We start from the raw sequence: 17,412 nt of genomic DNA on the forward strand, positions 1-17,412 counted from the left end.
CGCGCCAGGTGTCGAGCTGTTCTTGTCGTCCATGGTCCATTCTCCTTCGATGGAAAATTAGCGCTATGAACTGTCTCAGGAAACCGTGCCCCAACCCATATCACGCTCCTCGGTCACCCGCGCCAGCTCACGCTTCAGACGCCGGTTCTCGGCTTCGTGGTCCACGCCAGGGTTCGATGATGGCTCAGCGAACAGCTTCAGCCACTTGTAGAGCGAGTACGTGCTGACGCCCAAACGCCGGGAAACCTCCCGAACCGGGTACCCTCGCACCGTGATCTGATGTACCGCATCCCGCTTGAACTCGTCGCTGTAGTTGCTTGTCCCCATGTCGGCCTCCTCGCCTCAAAGTTAGCGGGCAAAGCGTCTACAAATCTAGGGGCACCTCAGCACCGCTTTCTTTCAGGAAGTCGATGCAGCCGTAAATCTCGTCCATATGATCGCCGGTGCCCAGCACGTAGATCGAGAATTGCAGGTCGATATCCACGCCCAGATCGGGGGCATTCGACACCGCTTTGAGCGCCAGCGACTTGCGCTCGTCCAAGGGCGTGTCCTGTGCGCTGTCCAGCACCTCGCAGCGGCATGAAGGGTCGTCCGGTTCGCCGGGGCAACCGCGCGACAGGGTGACATGCATGGTCACATTCTCTGGCCGCCGGACCGAGGCGGCGAAGAGATCACGCAGCCCGTCGATCAGCGGCTCCGGCGCCCCCACCATGAGCGTCGACATGTCGTCGGTGTCGATCCTGAGGTCTTCTTTGTAAGGGGTAAGGGCGTCGAGCCCGGCAGTGATGACCTCAACAAAGTCGGACGTCATCGGGTAGAGTGACACTTGCGCGCCTATGAACATGCTAGCACCTCGCTCCGCTGGTATTATCCAGATCAGCTGTGAAAGGGTTCGCGCCACATGCGCATCTCAGCCCCTTGTTCGGAGCACCCCCGGTTATGTGACGACACCGTCGTTCATTGGCTGGCCCATGTCAACCGGCGAAAAAAACGGCCCCGGACATGCCGGAGCCGTAGGTGTTTCAGGCCATGGCGGTGGCCTTACAAGACGGCGGTGATCGCCTTGGTTTCAAGGTAGCCGTCCAGCGCCGCCTCGCCATATTCGCGGCCCCAGCCCGATTGTTTCATGCCGCCGAAGGGCACGTTGACGTCGACCGCGCCGTGGCAGTTGATCGCCACCTGACCCGAGCGGACCAGATGCGCCATGCCGTGCGCTTTCGACAGATCGCGGGTCCAGACACTGCCCGACAGGCCGTATTGCGTGTCGTTCACCCGCCGCGCCAGCGCCTTGAGGTCCGAGGCGTCGTCAAAGACCTGTGCCGAGATGACCGGACCGAAGATCTCTTCTTTCACGATCCGCATGTCCGAGCTGGTGTTCGAGAACAGCGTCGGCTCGAAAAAGTGGCCGGGGCCCTGCGTGTTGCCGCCAGTGACCAGCTCGGCCCCCTGCTCGACACCGCTGGCAACATAACCCGCCACCCGGTCCTGCTGGGTGCGTGAAATCAGCGGGCCGATCATGGTTTCCATCGCGAAGGGGTCGCCGATCTGGAGGCCCTTGGCGACCTGTTCGATCCCGGCCATCATCGCCTCATAGATCGGTTTTTCGACGAACAGCCGCGTACCGGCCATGCAGTTCTGACCCTGCAACAGGAATGTGGCCATCGCCGCGCCGGGGATCGCCTGTTCCAGATCGGCATCGGCAAAGACCACCACCGGGGATTTGCCGCCCAGTTCCAGCGTCACGCGTTTGAGGTTGCCGCGCGCCGCGCCGAGGATGGATTTGCCCACTTCGGTCGAGCCGGTGAAGCTGATCTTGTCCACGTCCGGGTGTTCGGCCAGATGCGCGCCGACGATGCTGCCCTCACCGATAACGAGGTTCACGACACCTTCGGGAAAGCCTGCTTCCGCGATGAGGCGGGCAAGGTGCATGGCGGTCAGCGGTGTCAGTTCCGCCGGCTTGAACACCACGGTGCAGCCCGCCGCCAGCGCGGGGGCCAGTTTCAGGATCGCCATGCCGAGCGGGAAGTTCCAAGGGGTGATCGCCGCGACCACGCCCACGGCTTCGCGCCGGGTATAGGTCAGGGTCGGCGCGCCATTGGCCGAACCGGGCGACGCCGGGATCGTGCGCCCGTCGAGCTTGGTGGGCCAGCCCGCGTAATAGCGCATGACCTCGATCGAGAGCGGCAACGCCATGTGGTTCGACAGAACCGTGGGCATGCCGTTGTCGAGGGTTTCGAGCTCGGCCAGCAGGGCCGCGTCACGCTCCATCAGGTCCGCGAGCTTGAACATCAGCCGCGCGCGATCCGTCGCCGACATGCCGGGCCACGGCCCCTCGTCGAACGCCGTGCGCGCAGCCGCCACCGCATCGTCGACATCGGCGGTCGTCAGCGGGGCGAGCGTCAGGAGCGTGTCCAGCGTCGCCGGGTTCTCGACCGTGATCGGGCTGCCCTCGCCAGTCTTGGGGGCGCGGAATTCATTGTCGATGAACAGCGAGCTGGCCAAAGACAAAAGGCCGGTCGCGGCCTCGGAAATCTTGGTTTGAATGTTCATGGTTCAGTTTCCTTAACCGTTGATGATCATGTCTGCGGCCATCTCACCCATGAGGATCGAGGGGACATGCGTGTTGGCGGATGTGGTGGAGGGCATGACCGACGCATCGGCCACGCGCAGCCCTTCGACGCCGTGAACCTTGAGCGTCGCGGGATCGGCGACCGACATCTCGTCGGTGCCCATCTTGGCGGTGCCCACGGGATGGAAATAGGTCGTGACCGAGCGCCGGATGAAGGCCTCTTTCTCTTCGCGGGTGGTGATACTTTCCGACGGGATCGAGCGCTGCACGGCGAAGTCGCGAAACGCCGGTTCCTGTGCCAGTTCCTCGGCCAGCAGGAAGCCCTGATACATCGCCTCGCGGTCTTCCGGTTCCTTGAGGATGTTGGGCTGGATCTCAAGCTCGCCATCGTGCTGGTCGCTCAACATCTTGATGTAGCCCTTGCTTTTTACGCCCATCAGGCCCGGCGAGATGGTGAACGGGTTCTGTGGTAGCGGGAATTCAGCGGCCAGCCCCGGCATCAGGTAGGGGATCTGGATCGACACGAACATCAGGTCCGGCGCGGTCAGGTCCGAGCGCGATTTCCAGAAGAACGTCGAGCCTTCGAGGTTGTGGGTCGGCGGGGCGAGCGGCTCGCGCGCTTCATAGATCATGCCGCCCAGCAGGATGTGTTCCTGAAGGTTCTTGCCCACGCCCGATAGTGCTGCGGTCGGGGAAATGCCGACCTCGGACAGCTCGTCGCCGTCACCGATCCCCGAAAGCATGAGCAGGCGCGGGGTGTCGACGGCACCGGCGCAGAGGATCACCTCGGACCCGGCCTGAATCGAGCGCTGCTCGCCGTTGACGGTGATATTCACACCCCGGCAGGTCGTGCCCTCCATCACCAGACCGGTGGTCTTGGCGCCAAGCAGGACGGTCAGGTTCGGGTTGTCCAGAACCGGGCGCAGATAGCCGCGCGCGGTGCTGACGCGCACGCCGTCACGCATGTTGAAGTTGTTGGGGCCGACGCCAAGGTTCGACGGGCCGTTCATGTCGTCGATATAGGGCATGCCCCAGCTTTCGGCTGAATCGATCAGGACCTTGGCCACCGGGTGCAGGCTGTCGAGGCTCGGGGCCATGATCGGGATCGGGCCACCCGCGCCGCGCAGGTCGGTTTCGCCGCCCTGCCAGTCCTCCATCGCCTTGAGCTTGGGCAGGATCGACTGGAAATCCCAGCCCGTCGCACCCTGTTCGGCCCATGCATCGTAATCGCCCGGCACGCCGCGCACCCAGACCAACGCGTTGGTCGAGGAGGAGCCGCCCAGAACCTTTCCGCGCGACAAGAGGATCTGGCGGTTGTCGACGTGTTCGGTCGGGGCGTAAAAGTAATTCCAGTCGCGCTCGGAGCCGATGTTGGCGACCCATGCGGCGGGGTTGTCGATCTCCGGCACGCCCTCGTCGTTGCCGCCCGCTTCGAGCAACAGGATGCTGGCGTCGGTGCCATCGGCCAGACGGCGGGCCAGCGCACAGCCTGCGGCGCCCGCGCCCACGATGATATAGTCGTATTCGTTCTGGATATTGGCCGAATTCTCGGCCTGCACCAGCCCGGCTGCGACCGCCTGATTGACGGCCGAGGCCGACACCACGGCGCCCAGTCCGGCGGCGGCGAGGCTGCTCATCAGGGCGCGGCGGGTCAGTTTGCCGCTGGCGGCGAGGTCGAGAAGCGTTTCGGCCTGCTCTTTACGTGTGTCTGTCATGATCTCTCCTGTTGTGATCACGCCCGGTGCCGGGTCGTGGGATGCAAGGGGTCGGTCCTGTCGCCTCGGGCGCAGGACTCTGTTTCGTTTTTTGGGGTCGTATCGGTCCGGCAGGCCCGGTTCAGGGCGCGCCGGGCGGATGGTTCTGCGACGCGCATGGTCGTCGCGGAAGGTGCCGTGTTCGCGTGCGACACCGGGCGGTCTTGTCGAAAATGTCTCGCGCATGGGGTATAAGCTGCCGACCTCGCATAGTCATAAAAAGCGGGTCCGCAACACCTTGTGATCCGGCGGCGGGACATGCGCCGAGACCTTGGTTCAAGGACCCTCCCTTTTGTATACTGTATACGTTATTTTCAAACAACTCTTTTCCTTCGTCTGCGACACTATTTTGGTCGGATGCAGAAAGGAATCGCCGCATATTCCGGGCGCCCCAGCGCACTGACGATTTCTTGGTCATTCGTAAGATGTCGAACCTAAATGCCCATGCCAAAAGGCATATTCCAGGTCTTCCCCCATGCTGCTCTGTTGCCTGCCTCATGCCTTCAGGGTATGCTGGGGCCAGCTTTAATACCTGTCGGGAGGGGCGCGTGGAGCTGCGTAGACTGACCTATTTCCTTGCCGTAGCGGACGAGCTTCATTTCGGGCGCGCGGCCTCGCGGCTGGGGATTGCGCAGCCGCCGCTCAGCCGTCAGATCGCGGCGCTCGAGGACGAAATCGGGGCACAGCTTTTCGACCGGAGCCAAAGTCAGATTCGCCTGACGCAGGCTGGCGAGGTGCTGGAACGTCATGCCCGTGGCCTCGTCGACTGGCTTGAGGCGGCTTACAAGGAAACGCGGCTTGTGGGTGCGGGCGGGGCCGGGCGCCTTCGGATCGCATTCGTCGGTTCGGCGTCGCATGGTAACCTGCCGAGCCTTATCAAATCCTATCGCTCGCATTTCCCGGACGTGGAGCTTGCGCTGTCTGCGATGAACAACGCCGGCCTCCATTCGGCGCTCATCCAGCGCGAGATCGACATCGCGGTGGCCCGTCCGGATCTGAAGGATGACGAGCTCAGGCGGGAGCCGCTGGAGCAGGAAGACCTGATCCTTGCGGTGCCCGACAACTCGGCTCTGGCCACGCAGGCCACGATCAATTTCGCTGACCTGGCTGACCAGACCTTCGTTCTGTATCCGCGCAGGCCCCGGCCGAGCTATGCGGATTTCGTTCTGGATCTTTGTCGGCAGGAAGAGTTCGAGCCTGCCGCGCTGGAGCTTGCGCAGGATTATCAGACCGCGATTTCACTGGTGTCGGTCGGGGTGGGGATTTCGGTCGTGCCGCAAAGCGTGTCGCGGACAACGCGCCCCGGCGTGTTCTTTTGCCCCTATGAGGGGGTCAATCCAGGCACCGCCCTGACGATTCACGCCCGCCGGGACAATCAATCCCGGCAGGTGCTTCAGTTTTTCGATGTCGCGCGGAAATTCGTGCGGGCCCGTTAAGCCTTGCGCGTGCAATCGCGCAGAACATCCTGATCCACGGTGATGCCAAGGCCCGGCCCGGTGGGCAAGTGGACATGAAAGTCCTTGTACACGAGGCCAGAGGACGTGAGGTCGTTCTTCATGATGCGCGGCCCGAAATGTTCGCAGCCCCATTCCAGCGTCGGCAGGGTCGAGAACACGGCCATATGCGCCGCCGCCCCGATCCCGCTTTCCAGGAGACAGCCGCCGTAAAGCTCCATCCCAAAGGCGCTGGCGATCCCGGCGGCGCGCTTCAGCTCCTGCAAGCCGCCCGACTTGACCAGCTTGAGAGAATAGACGCTGCCGGAAGCGGCCATTCCGTTCTGCACGATCTCGGGGTTCGAGAAGGCAGCCTCGTCCGTCATGATGGGAATGGTGCTGCGCGCCGCGATCCGGGCGGTGGCGGCCAGTTGGCCGGGGTGCAGCGGCTGTTCGATCAGCGCCACGCCAAGCTCGGCAAGCTCGGGCAGGTAGCGGATCGTCGTGGCTTCGGACCAGCCCTGGTTCACGTCGACCACCATTTCGGTGCCCTCGGGCATCGCGCCCATGATCTTGCGTAGGCGGGTCATGTCGTCGGCGGGGCTGTGGAAGCCCAGCTTGATCTTGAAACGACGGTGTTCTCGTGCGGCGAGCTTGCCTTTCGCCTCGCCGATTTCCTGATCCGCATCGCCCGAGGCAAGCGCCCAGAGAACTTCGATCTTGTCGCGAACCCTACCGCCCAGAAAGGCCGAGGCCGGAAGGTCGAGCGTTTTGCCCGCAGCGTCGTAGAGCGCCCCTTCCACGGCACCACGGGCCGAGGTGTTGCGGCTGACCGCCTTTTTCATGCGCAGCGCGTTGGCTTCGAACGACAGCGCCTGTTGGCCAATTAGCGTGGGGGCGATGTGGGCGTCAATATTGGCCTTGATCGCCTCAACGCTTTCTTCGGACCAGCGCGGCCCGCCCAGCGTGGAGGCTTCACCGTATCCGACAGCGCCAGAGGCGAGCGTGACCTCGATGCTGACAAAGGATTGGTGGGTGATCTCGGTGTTCGACAGCTTGTGCCTGCGCGTCGTAACGCAATCCACGATGCGCGTTTCGATCGCCTTGATGGTCGTATCGCGCATGGCGGCGGTGTCGATCTCGTGAACGGTGGCCGTCTGGGGCGTGGTCATGGGGCGGTCCCTCGAAACTTGGGCGCGGGCGGGCCGCAGATGGTCAAGGTGGCACGCGCGGAGGGAGCGGTCCGCGCGTGCCGGGGTCTTGTTACTCGGCCGCCATCGCCACGGCTTCGTCGGCGAGGGTGAAGTCGAAGCGCACGTAAAGGTCGGTGCCCATCTCTTCCGTGCCTTTCGAGAAGTCCCCGATCAGATCCTCTTTCACCGCGAACACGGCGTCGTTGTCGAGGTAATCGGACGAGGCATCGTAAAGCTGCGACACCAGCGTGCGGAAGCCCGGCTTGTTGATCATCACGTGGATATGGCCCGGACGCATCGTGTGGTGGCCCATGAACGAGATCATCTCGCCCGCGGTCCAGTCGGACGGGATCGGATAGGGGACCGGGCGGATCGCGCGGTAGCAGTAGTACCCGTTCTCGTCGGTTTCGAACCGGCCACGCAGGTTGTACTCCGGCTGATCCGGGTCGTGGTTTTCATACAGCCCGTTCGGCGCGTCTTCCCAGACGTCCAACACGGCCTGTGCCACCGGATTGCCCTTGGCATCCTTGATATAGCCATCGACGAACACGGTTTCCTCGTTGTCGAAATGCTTCTGCACGATCGACGCGCCGTGCGGCAGGACCGGGGCGTTTTCGCGGAAGAACGGCCCAAGCACCGTGCCTGTGGTTTCGCCGTTGGGCGTGGGGTTCGACAGCATGTCGACCAGCACTTCGACGCCAAGGATGTCGGACAGCAGGATGAACTCCTGACGGCTGTCCGAGCAGACCGCCCCGGCGCGGGCGAGGAAATCGCAGGCCTTCATGAACTCGTCCGTGCTCAGGTTCACTTCCTTGCAGAAATCGTGCAGGTGACGAACGAGCGCGGTCATGATCTCTTTCTGGCGGGCGGGAATGTCGTTCGATGCGCCGATGGATTCGACGACCACGTCGGTGACATTGTCTACGGTTACGTTTCGCATTGGGATCCTCCTCCTCAGGGCGCGGGACCCGGGCCGTGCGTTTCGCCTTGGCCGATCCCGCAGTGTGACCTGCAAAAGATTGCCCTGCGCTGCGGGCTGGGGGAAGCCGGGGCCGGGGTATTGTGTGATACCAAAAAGGTTTCATGATCCGGTATTGTGGGGGGATAGAGTATTGCGCAATACAAAGCCGTTGCTGCGAAAGGCCCCCTTCTCGGGGGCCGCGGAAGGATGAGGAGGAGGCCCCATGATCGACAAGATGATCCGGATACAGGCGGCGCTGGAGGATGCGCCACATCTTCACAGGCTGGGTGCGCTCTTCTCTGACACCGTGCTTATCAAGGTGGACGAGCAGGAGTTCTACCTTGTCTTCGACAAGGGCCGCATCGCACAGGTGGTCGAAGGACCATCGAAGAAAACTCCTTATCGCTTTGGCTTTGTCACCGATCGCGCGGCACTGGACGAGTTCTGGACGGCGCGGCCCGAACCGGGCTTTCACGACATCTTTGCCATGGTCAAGATCGGGCGGGCCGAGATCGTGGGCGACATGCTCCTCCTGGTGAAAAACCTTCGCTTTTTCAAAGAGGTGCTGGCCCTGCCGCGTGCGAAAGAAGAGGTGGTGCAATGAGCATCGAACAGATCACCGGACGCTATTTGACCGTCGAGGTCGCGGGCCGCACGCAGCGCATTTATTTCGAAGAAGCGGGCGAAGGCCGCCCGGTTTTGTGCCTGCACACCGCAGGTTCTGACACGCGCCAGTGGCGCCATATCCTGAACGATCCCGAGATCGCGGATGGCAACCGGATCATCGCCTTTGACATGCCGTGGCACGGCAAGAGCCTGCCGCCCGAAGGGTTCATGACCGAGGAATACCTGCTGACGAACGAAGTCTATATGGAGACGGTTCTGGCCGTGGTGCGCGGTCTGGGGCTGGAGCGTCCGGTGCTGGCCGGTGTGTCAATGGGTGGACGTATCGCGCTTCAGCTTGCGGTGCATCACCCGGAGGTCTTCTCGGGCTTCATTGCGATCGAGGCGAGCGACTTCCAGCCCGCGTGGTATGACATCGACTGGTTCCACCGCCCCGATGCCCATGGCGGCGAAATGGGAGCGGCGCTGGTGTCCACCAACATCTCGCCCTATGCCCCCGAGGCGGAGCGGGCGAATACGCTGTGGATGTTCATGCAATCCGGGCCCGGCGTGTTTAGGGGCGACTTGAGCTTTTATACGCAGGACGACAGCCTTGTTGGCGAGCTTCACCGGATCGACACCGCCAAGACGCCGGTGCATTTCATAGTGGGCGCATATGATTTCACCTGTACGCCGGAAGACGCTCAGCGCACGGCGGACCAAGTGTCAGGCGCCACCTTGTGGGTGATGGACGAGGTCGGGCATTTCCCGATGAGCGAGCATCCGGAGGGGTTCCGCCCCTTCTTCGTGGATGGTCTTGCGCGGATGCCGAAGGCGTAACGCTTTTCTAGAACACGAATGATCCAGACGGCCCGCTTGCGGGCCGTTTTTGCATGTACCGTGTCATGGCGCCATGGTGCTTCTGGCCAAAGAAAAACCGCCCCGGCGCGGGCCGGGGCGGTCGATTGGTCACGCAGCCTGTGACGTGGTTTTAGCTTTCCGGGGCCAACAGCGGGCGAAGACGTTCAACCTCAGGGCTGAGGCTTTCCAGATCGTCCCAGTAGATCGCCGTCGCGGTTTCCCGCAGCTCGGGGCCCGCGTCGAAGGACACGACGCCAGCGGCCTCTTGCGCAGCCAGTTCGGCTTCGGTCTTTTCGGCGCTCCATTCGACCATCATCTCTTCGAACCACGCGGTGGTTTCATCGACGACCGCCTGCTGCTCTTCGGTCAGCGAGGCATAGGTTTCTTCGTTCATCAGCACGTTGATGATGACGTTGTAGAAACCGGGATCGACGCGCACGGTCGTCATGTCCATCCAGCCCATATCGCCAATGCCCCAAAGCGCCCAGCCGTAGCCATCGACGGTTTTCCGTTCCAGCGCGGTGAAGATTTCCGGGGCCGGGATTGGGGTGTTGTTCACGCCCAGTTCATCGAAGATGAGGTTATAGGTCGTCTGACCCCGGAGGCGCATCCCGTCGAGGTCTTCAAGGCTTTCGATGTTCTCCGACAGGAAGATGTGGAACGGCACGCCGTCGCCATAGGTGGTGACATAGGTCACGCCCATGCGTTCGCGTGCAATCTCGTCGAGCGCGGCATAGGCGCCGGTTTCGCGCTGTTCGGTCACTGAAAGGGGCGTAAGCGACTGCGCGTCGGCTTCGACCATCTGGCCCTTGTAGTAGGACGGGGGCAGGGCGGCCATATCGAGCACGCCGTTGGAGACGGCGGTGGCGAGTTCCGAGGCGGGGACCGCCTCGGGTCCGCCGACGACGCGGATTTGCAGCACACCTTCGCCAATTTCGTTCAGGTGGTCGGCATACATCTGGAAGGGTGCGCCATAGGTCGTGTGCGGCGGGACGAAGACGCCTGCGCGCAGGGTCAGTTCTTCGGCCATGGCCGGGGCGGATACTGCCATTGCGGCGGCCAGTGCTCCGGATACGAGTTTCATGTTCATTTGGTCTCTCCTCTTGGTAATTGCGGGTCCCTGTGCGGGCCTCTGTTCTTCACGGTTTCGGGTTAAGCGAGTTTCTTCAGTCGAACCTCCGGGTCGGCAAGGCTTTCATGCGGCACGTTGGCCTTGTTCTGAACGAGGGCTTCCAGAAAGCGGCGGTCACGCCCGTTGTCGAACAGAACGCCGCCTGTAAGCACGCCGCCCTCTGTCCAGAACAGGCTGGAGCCCTTTTCGCCAGGTACGCCGCGCGCGACCTCTTCACTGGCTTCGGACCATTGTCCGACGACTTGCACGTTGTGGCCAAGCTGATCAGTCCACATCCAGGGCACCTCGGTATGTTCCGAAGGCGTGCCCGCGATGGTGGCTGCGATGGACTGCGGCTGCCGATCGGCGTTGCGCCAAGTCTCAAGCCGGACATGGGCGTCGAAATGGGCATTAAAGCTCTCGGCCACGTCGCCGGCTGCATAGACGTCGGGGTGGCCGGGCACCCGTCCACTGGCATCGGTCAGGATGCCGCCTGTGGGCCCGATGGCATCTTGCGGGGCAAGCTCGGTGTTCGGCGTCATACCGACGGCCGCGAGGACGACATCGGCCTCCAGCACGCCCTGATCGGTATGGACAAGGTATCCCGCGCCCACCGGTTCGACGGATTGGATAGAGATGCCGGTGCGGATCTCGGTGCCGTTCGCGCCGTGACGCCTTGCCAGCCAGTCAGAGGCGGTGGGCGGCAGGATGCGCGCCATGATGCGGGGTCCGGCTTCAAGCACGGTCACGGCGATGTCCCTCTCGCGTGCGGCGGCCGCGACTTCGAGTCCGATGACCCCGCCGCCGATGACCGTCACCTGCTTGGCGGTGTCGAAGGCCCGCGACAAGCGCGCGCAATCGTCCATGTTGCGCAGACCGATGCACAGATCGCTGCCCGGAATGGGCAAGGATCGGGACCGGCCCCCGGTGGCGAGCACGAGGGCGCCGAAGACGATCGTCTCTCCCGAGACGGTGGTTGCGATGCGGGTGTCATAATCGATCGCCGCGACCGGGTCGCCCAGCTTCAGCGCCACATTAGGCGCATCGAGCACTTCGTCGGGGCAAAGCGGATCGGCATTCTCTGGGTCAAAGGCTTTCAGAAGGTCCTTGCTCAGCGGTGGCCGGTCGTAGGGCGCGTGGGGTTCTTCACCGGCAAGGATCACGGGGGACGTGACGCCCTTGTCGATAAGCGCGCGCAGGGTTCGGGCTCCGGCTTGGCCGCCACCGACGATCAAAATCGGGAGCTGAGCGTGATCCATCTGGGTCTGCCTGTTCGCGTGTTTCGTCGTGATTACGGTATACGGTATACACTATTTCTGTCAACGACGGCGCGCCTGGGCGCTACATTTCTGAAAAATTGCTTGTTTTTTAACGAGAATGCCGGTGGGCCGGAGCACATCGCCACGGCCTTGAACCAATGTTGCGATCAGGTGTCCGTGTCGGAATATTCAAGAAAGGAATCACGGGCCATGGTCAGGAGACGGCCTTGGATTTCCGACGCGGCTTCGGCATCGCCTGCCTCGAACGCATCGGCCAGGTTCAACATCCCGTCTGCCGACATGCACCGCCAATCCGGGTGCCCCAGCGTGCTGACGCGCACGAAGTGGATCGAGTCTTCATACTGCTGGATCGCCTCGACCAGCGCCCGGTTGCGCACCTTGCCGAGGATCACGTGCCGCAGGCGCCCGTGCGAGGCGATATAGGCCCCGCTGTCGCGTGTCTCGCCCACTTCCTTGCGGATCTTGGCCGCGATCTTCTTAAGCTCTCCCGGCGCGGTATCGCGCACCATCGAGGCCACCGCATGCGGTTCGAGCAGAAGGCGAATCTCGGTCACGTCCAAAACTTGCTGGCGCGACATCTGGGGCAGGCGATACCCCCGCGCCGCCTGAGACAGAAGCCCGTCCTGTTCAAGCATGGCCAGCGCCTCGCGCACGGGGGTACGCGACACGCCGAGTTCGTCCGCGAAAGTGCGTTCGTAAAAACGCGTGGTCTTCTCGAACTCGCCGCTGGTGATACGCCCGCGAAGGTTTTCATAGACCTGCTGGCGCAGATCAACGGACCGGATAATCGACTGCGTCATTTTGATTCCTCCTCTCAAACCTGCCTAACGCGCCGCATCCTTCCGCCAGCCCCGGCGGCGGACCGGGCATCGCCCTATTGGTATTGGGCCTTTGCGCGCGCAGGTCAACACCCGCAAAATTTTGTCTTGCGTGATCGGATTTAGTGTATACGGTATACGGTAAATCAGGAGGTCAACATGACAGACACAGCCAGACTTCACGATCGTTATCCCGACCTGGGCCGGGGCAATCTTCCCGTTGCCCCCTATATCGATCCGGCCTACTGGGAGGCCGAGAAGAAGCACCTTTTCAAGAAAACTTGGCTGCATATCGGCCGGGTGGAGGAGCTTCCCAAGAAAGGTTCCTACATGGTGCGCGACATCGCGGCCCTCGATGCCTCGATCGTCATCGCCCGCGACCGCACGGGCGAAATCAATGCGTTCCACAATGTCTGCTCGCACCGCCTGAACAAGGTCGCGTATGAGCCCTACGGCACCACGCGCAAGTTTTTCTGCAAGTTCCACGGCTGGGCCTATGACCTTGATGGGTCGCTGTCGGGCGTGCCGGACGAAAAGGCCTTCATGGACGGGTTCGACAAGGCGTGTCATGGCCTTTCCAAGGTGTCCTGCGACACGTGGCAGGGCTTTATCTTCATCAACATGGACCCGGAGCCGTCGCAGACGCTGGCCGAGTTCATGGAGCCGATGTACGGCGGTCTCGACGGTTACCCGTTCGAAAAGTTCACCGCCTGCTACGAGTGGCAGACGGTCGTGGACTGCAACTGGAAACTGGCGCTCGACGCGTTTCAGGAAACCTATCACGTGGGCTACGTCCACGGTCGCTCCATCGCGGATTCGCTGGAAAAGGACGAAGAGGGCAACCTTCACCCGATCGACGGCCTGTGTGGTGACGTTCACCGCCGCCTGTCCATCGCGGGCAACCCTAACACCGTTTACGGTAACCCTCAGGCGGCAACCAGCGGCGCGACGGACAGCTCTGCCGCCGGCAGCGCCGACATCGGCAAGCGGATCGCGGGCAAGGCGCTGAAGCTCGGGGCCGGGGGCACCAAGATCGATCTTTCGGACGTGACGCTCCCCGAGGCGCTGAACTGGACCAAGCACCCGCACTGGGCCTTCGACATCAACGTGGTCTTTCCCGACTTCTACCTGTCGTGCCGCCCGAACTACTTCCAGGCGTATAATTTCCGCCCGATCTCGCACAACAAGACGCTGTTCGAGGCGCGGGTCTATTACCCGGAAATGAAAACCGCCGGCGGCCGGTTCTATCAGGAATACATGAAGGTCACGCTGCGCGACGTGCTGCTCGAAGATCTGGGCACGCTCGAAATGACGCAGTCTGCCGCCGAAACCGGTGCCAAGAAAGAGATGGTGATCAACGACTTCGAATTGATGGTCCGTCATCAGGCAGTCGTCGTCGACAAGATCATTAACGAAGGTCTCGCCGCCGACGCGGCCGCGCAGGCCGCAGAGTAAGGAGCGAGAACATGGCAGACCTTCCCGCACAATTTTCCGACCTGTCCGCTTGGGACGCATGGTGCCTCGCGACGGAAACCGAGCGCAACGCGCGCCGCGTGAAAAGCACGTTCGAGGACATCTCGGCCTTCGCTCTGGCGATGGAACCGCATGTCGAGGCGATCTGCGCCCATGTCGACGCGGTGCAGGCCGAGGGCGATCTGGACGAGCCGACCCTCAACATCTTCTACATGCTCCTGTCGCTGGCCGAGGTGGCGCCCGCCATCGAAAGCTACGACCCCGAGGTGAACGTGGTGGATGGCTACGAGTCGAAACTCTTTTCCCCGCAGGAGCGTCACCCGCTCCGCCCGGCGATTTGAGGCCCGGCATGGCAAAGTGTCAGGTGTTCAGTTTCGACAGCGACCTGCGTGAGGTCGTCGAGGACGGTCTTTACATGCAGGCCGTCGTTGGTGAGGCGCTCAGCGTGGGCGTGGTGAACTTCCGCGCCGCCAAAGGCGCGGACATCCCGCCGAAATCCCATGCCCACGGCGAAGAGGCGACCCTGCAACTGCGGGGCGGCTGCACGGTCAACCTTGGCGAAGACGTGGACGCGCCCGATGGCGCGGTGGAGCTTGAGGAGGGCGTGGTCATGGTCATGCCCGCCGACCGCTATCACTCCGGCATCAACCGCTTCGACGGCGAGGGCATGTGCCTGCGCCTGAACGTGGTGACGCCGCCGCGCGCCGAATACGGCAAGTCGGGCGAGACCAAGGTCTATTACCCGACAGGGGATAAATCATGAGCGATTGCGTCACCTACACCACCGACATGGGCGACACGCCCTTTGCGACGACGGGCAATGAGCTTGCCGTGGACATGCGCTGGGTCTCCGAGCCAATCGAAGCGCACAAGGCGGGCGAAGAGCTTGTCGCGCTGATCGACGGGGCGGGCCAACTGACCTGCGACGGCGAGGTCCATGACCTTGCCAAAGGGCAGGGGGTGCTGATCCCGGATGGCGCCGAGCGGTCGTGGAGCTTCGAAGCCCCCGCACTGCTGTATCGGGTCGCGCTGAAATGACCGAAACCGCCTCCCTGTCCGAGCGTCTTGCGCTGCTCGAGGATCGCGAGGCACTTCGCGACCTCATGCAGCGCTACGCGCGGGCGGCGGATGCGAAATATACGGCCGATCACACCCGCCGTGACGCGGGCGAGGTCGCCCGCGCGGCCGCCGATCAGGCCGCCTGTTTCACCGAAGACGCCGAATGGACCGTCAGCGGCTTCGGCGGGGCGCTCAAGGGCCGGGGCGAGATCGCCGCGTTCTTTGAAACCAGCCCCTGGGATTACACGCTGCACCATTACGTGTGTCCCGAGATCGCCCTCGACGGCGACACGGCGCAGGTGCGCTGGCGTCTGATCGAACTGGGCTGCCCCGAGAAATCTGAACGCGTGGTGCTGTTGACCGGTGTGGTCGAACAGACCTGCCGCCGGACCCCCCAAGGATGGCGCATCGCGTCGATGAGTTTTGAAGTATTGCAGGAGGTCGAGCTCGCGGACAATCGCGACGCGATCACCTGTCTTGTACCCAGGAAAGGACAAGCAGCATGAACGTGACTTCGCCCGCCGAAGTGGAGACGCCCACGCGCCGTTTCCCACGCGCGGAAAACAAATGCCGGGTGGTGTCGAACGACCCTGTGAACGCCGAATACCGGCTCTTGCTGGTGGACGCGCCGGACACCGGGCTGACCGCCTATGCCGGCCAGTTCTTCCACCTGCTCTGCCCGACCACCGGGACCGATCAGCCGTTCCTGCGCCGCCCGATGAGCATTTACCGGATCGACCGGGAAAACGGCCAACTGGGTTTTCTCTACAAGGTCACGGGCAAGGGCACGCGCTCGCTCATGTCGCTTCAGCCGGGTGACGAGCTGAACGCGACCGGCCCGCTGGGCGTTGGTTTCGACCTGCCCGAGGGCACCAAGCACGTGGCGATGGTCGCGCGCGGTGTGGGCCTCGCCACGCTCGCACCATTGGCCCGGCTCGCCAGCGCATCCGGGGCCAAGGTCACGGCGATCCTGTCGGCGCGCGCGCCCGACCTTCTGATGTCGCGTGACGAGCTCGAAGCCGCCGGGGCCGAGGTGGTCGAGGTCAACGATCTCGACGGAAACTCCAAGCCTGAGGACGTGACCGACCGGCTGCATGAAATCCACGCCGAAACCCCCATCGACTTCATGGCGACATGCGGCTCTAACCGGCTTCTGGGCCTAACCCGCAATCTGTGCGCCGACTGGAGCATCACCGGCCAAGTGGCGGTCGAGGCGTTCATGGGCTGTGGTCTGGGCATGTGCTATGCCTGCGTGGTTCCGATCCGCGACGCCAATGGCAACGAGGAAATGAAACGGGTCTGCTACGACGGCCCGGTGTTCGGCGTCGACGAGGTGACGACATGGTAGATCTTTCCGTCACTGTGGGCGGTGTGAGCATGACCAACCCGATCATGCCCGCCTCCGGCTCGATCGCCGAGGGAATGGCCGATCTTGTCGATCTTGGCAAGCTCGGGGCCATCGTGCTCAAGACCATCACCCCGGACATCCGGCAGGGCGTGAAGCCGCCGCGCGTGGTCGAATTCACCGACGCAACGCTGTTCTCCATCGGCATCCCGTCCAAGGGCCCCGACTACCTGCTCGACCATACGGTGCCGTTCTTTGCGAAATTCGGCCCGCCGGTCATCGCCAGTATCTCGGCCGACACCGCCGAAGATTTCGGCAAGCTTGCGGGCTACATCACCGATCCGCGCGTCGCGGCGATCGAGGCCAACATCTCCTGCCCGAACCTGCGGGCGCATGGCCGCGCCTTCGGCATGGACCCGGTCGCAGCGGCCGAGGTGATCTCGGCCATGAAAGCCAACACCAATCTCCCGGTCTGGGCCAAGCTCACGCCCAACGTCGGCGACATTGCCGAAGTCGCACGGTCGGTCGAAGGGGCGGGGGCCGATGCGGTCATCACCGCCAACGCGATCCTCGGGATGGCGATCAACGCCGAAACCATGATGCCGCGTCTCGGCAACGTGGTCGGCGGCCTCACCGGGCCTGCGGTCAAACCCGTGATCCTGCGCATGGTCAACCAATGCGCCGAAGCGGTGAAGATCCCCGTCATCGGCTGCGGTGGCATCGCGACCGGCGAAGACGTGGTCGAATACATGCTCGCCGGGGCCTCTGCGGTGCAGGTCGGCACGACGAACTTCGTCCACACCGCCGCGATGGAGCAGAGCATCGACTGGGTCACCGACTATTGCACACGCAAGGGCGTCGCCCGCGTGTCGGACCTGACCGGGGCGCTCATGCTGCCCGGCGATCAGCCGTCCGAACAGCGCGGCGCGGTCGCGCTTTAAGACATGAAGGA

18 protein-coding genes, 1 pseudogene and 1 riboswitch are annotated in these 17,412 nt (G+C 63.1%); of the genes and pseudogenes, 10 read left to right on the top strand and 9 right to left on the bottom strand.

The features are described 5' to 3' along the window. Nucleotides 1-96: 96 nt before the first annotated feature. The 4 genes and pseudogenes from ACH107_RS13740 to ACH107_RS13755 all read right to left on the bottom strand — a co-directional run. Nucleotides 97-327 (bottom strand): annotated as a pseudogene (locus ACH107_RS13740) (transposase); the annotation flags it as partial. Between the two features lie 37 nt (nucleotides 328-364). Further along, on the bottom strand, nucleotides 365-844 hold the full coding sequence (locus ACH107_RS13745) for a YkoF family thiamine/hydroxymethylpyrimidine-binding protein (protein WP_412506320.1): 480 nt from the start codon (nucleotides 842-844) through the stop codon (nucleotides 365-367). Continuing rightward, nucleotides 837-945, bottom strand: a riboswitch (TPP riboswitch). Its footprint overlaps the gene before it by 8 nt. 96 nt (nucleotides 946-1,041) lie before the next feature. After that, complete coding sequence (locus ACH107_RS13750) at nucleotides 1,042-2,550, bottom strand: aldehyde dehydrogenase family protein (protein WP_412506321.1); 1,509 nt, start codon at nucleotides 2,548-2,550, stop codon at nucleotides 1,042-1,044. 12 nt (nucleotides 2,551-2,562) lie between these two features. Next, on the bottom strand, nucleotides 2,563-4,284 hold the full coding sequence (locus ACH107_RS13755) for a GMC family oxidoreductase (RefSeq protein ID WP_412506322.1): 1,722 nt from the start codon (nucleotides 4,282-4,284) through the stop codon (nucleotides 2,563-2,565). 449 nt (nucleotides 4,285-4,733) lie between these two features. Here ACH107_RS13755 and ACH107_RS13760 point away from each other — a divergent pair, with 449 nt between their 5' ends. Beyond that, nucleotides 4,734-5,759, top strand: a complete 1,026-nt coding sequence (locus ACH107_RS13760; RefSeq protein ID WP_412506323.1) for a LysR substrate-binding domain-containing protein — start codon at nucleotides 4,734-4,736, stop codon at nucleotides 5,757-5,759. Here the strand turns inward: ACH107_RS13760 and ACH107_RS13765 are convergent. Both ACH107_RS13765 and ACH107_RS13770 read right to left on the bottom strand, forming a co-directional pair. Further along, nucleotides 5,756-6,928, bottom strand: a complete 1,173-nt coding sequence (locus tag ACH107_RS13765; RefSeq protein ID WP_412506324.1) for a muconate/chloromuconate family cycloisomerase — start codon at nucleotides 6,926-6,928, stop codon at nucleotides 5,756-5,758. The genes ACH107_RS13760 and ACH107_RS13765 overlap by 4 nt on opposite strands. A gap of 91 nt (nucleotides 6,929-7,019) precedes the next feature. Beyond that, a complete protein-coding gene (locus tag ACH107_RS13770; RefSeq protein WP_412506325.1) occupies nucleotides 7,020-7,889 on the bottom strand; it encodes an intradiol ring-cleavage dioxygenase in 870 nt (289 codons plus the stop codon). 244 nt (nucleotides 7,890-8,133) lie between these two features. On the opposite strand from ACH107_RS13770, the gene ACH107_RS13775 reads away from it, so the two are divergent. Together ACH107_RS13775 and ACH107_RS13780 are read left to right on the top strand one after the other, a co-directional pair. Next, on the top strand, nucleotides 8,134-8,514 hold the full coding sequence (locus ACH107_RS13775; RefSeq protein WP_412506326.1) for a hypothetical protein: 381 nt from the start codon (nucleotides 8,134-8,136) through the stop codon (nucleotides 8,512-8,514). Next, nucleotides 8,511-9,353 carry an alpha/beta fold hydrolase gene (locus tag ACH107_RS13780; RefSeq protein ID WP_412506327.1) on the top strand — a complete coding sequence of 281 codons (843 nt, stop codon included), beginning with the start codon at nucleotides 8,511-8,513 and terminating at the stop codon, nucleotides 9,351-9,353. The genes ACH107_RS13775 and ACH107_RS13780 overlap by 4 nt, the downstream gene beginning before the upstream one ends. Before the next feature lie 151 nt (nucleotides 9,354-9,504). On the opposite strand, the gene dctP is transcribed toward ACH107_RS13780, so the two are convergent. The 3 genes from dctP to ACH107_RS13795 all read right to left on the bottom strand — a co-directional run bounded on the left by dctP (nucleotide 9,505) and on the right by ACH107_RS13795 (nucleotide 12,565). Further along, a complete protein-coding gene (dctP, locus tag ACH107_RS13785; RefSeq protein ID WP_412506328.1) occupies nucleotides 9,505-10,464 on the bottom strand; it encodes a TRAP transporter substrate-binding protein DctP in 960 nt (319 codons plus the stop codon). A 62-nt stretch (nucleotides 10,465-10,526) separates the two neighbouring features. Then, nucleotides 10,527-11,744 carry an NAD(P)/FAD-dependent oxidoreductase gene (locus tag ACH107_RS13790; protein WP_412506329.1) on the bottom strand — a complete coding sequence of 406 codons (1,218 nt, stop codon included), beginning with the start codon at nucleotides 11,742-11,744 and terminating at the stop codon, nucleotides 10,527-10,529. A gap of 167 nt (nucleotides 11,745-11,911) precedes the next feature. Next, nucleotides 11,912-12,565: a GntR family transcriptional regulator gene (locus ACH107_RS13795; protein ID WP_412506330.1), complete on the bottom strand. Its 654-nt coding sequence runs from the start codon at nucleotides 12,563-12,565 to the stop codon at nucleotides 11,912-11,914. Between the two features lie 177 nt (nucleotides 12,566-12,742). Here ACH107_RS13795 and ACH107_RS13800 point away from each other — a divergent pair, with 177 nt between their 5' ends. From ACH107_RS13800 to ACH107_RS13830, 7 genes are read left to right on the top strand one after another with little or no spacing between them, the layout of a single operon-like run. Beyond that, the gene (locus ACH107_RS13800) at nucleotides 12,743-14,038 is read left to right on the top strand and encodes an SRPBCC family protein (protein ID WP_412506331.1); all 1,296 of its coding nucleotides are present in this window, start codon (nucleotides 12,743-12,745) and stop codon (nucleotides 14,036-14,038) included. 11 nt (nucleotides 14,039-14,049) lie between these two features. Then, nucleotides 14,050-14,397 (top strand): hypothetical protein, encoded by a 348-nt coding sequence (locus ACH107_RS13805; RefSeq protein WP_412506332.1) that lies wholly within the window; start codon nucleotides 14,050-14,052, stop codon nucleotides 14,395-14,397. Nucleotides 14,398-14,405: 8 nt separating this feature from the next. Next, on the top strand, nucleotides 14,406-14,819 hold the full coding sequence (locus ACH107_RS13810; RefSeq protein WP_412506333.1) for a cupin domain-containing protein: 414 nt from the start codon (nucleotides 14,406-14,408) through the stop codon (nucleotides 14,817-14,819). Further along, on the top strand, nucleotides 14,816-15,094 hold the full coding sequence (locus tag ACH107_RS13815) for a cupin domain-containing protein (protein ID WP_412506334.1): 279 nt from the start codon (nucleotides 14,816-14,818) through the stop codon (nucleotides 15,092-15,094). The genes ACH107_RS13810 and ACH107_RS13815 overlap by 4 nt, the downstream gene beginning before the upstream one ends. Further along, nucleotides 15,091-15,621, top strand: coding sequence for a nuclear transport factor 2 family protein (locus ACH107_RS13820; RefSeq protein WP_412506335.1), 531 nt, complete (start codon nucleotides 15,091-15,093; stop codon nucleotides 15,619-15,621). The genes ACH107_RS13815 and ACH107_RS13820 overlap by 4 nt, the downstream gene beginning before the upstream one ends. Further along, nucleotides 15,618-16,463: a dihydroorotate dehydrogenase electron transfer subunit gene (locus tag ACH107_RS13825; protein WP_412506336.1), complete on the top strand. Its 846-nt coding sequence runs from the start codon at nucleotides 15,618-15,620 to the stop codon at nucleotides 16,461-16,463. The genes ACH107_RS13820 and ACH107_RS13825 overlap by 4 nt, the downstream gene beginning before the upstream one ends. Then, nucleotides 16,457-17,401: a dihydroorotate dehydrogenase gene (locus ACH107_RS13830; RefSeq protein WP_412506337.1), complete on the top strand. Its 945-nt coding sequence runs from the start codon at nucleotides 16,457-16,459 to the stop codon at nucleotides 17,399-17,401. The genes ACH107_RS13825 and ACH107_RS13830 overlap by 7 nt, the downstream gene beginning before the upstream one ends. The last annotated feature ends 11 nt before the right edge of the window (nucleotides 17,402-17,412 follow it).

The organism is Roseovarius halophilus (ex Wu et al. 2025), assembly GCF_047086965.1.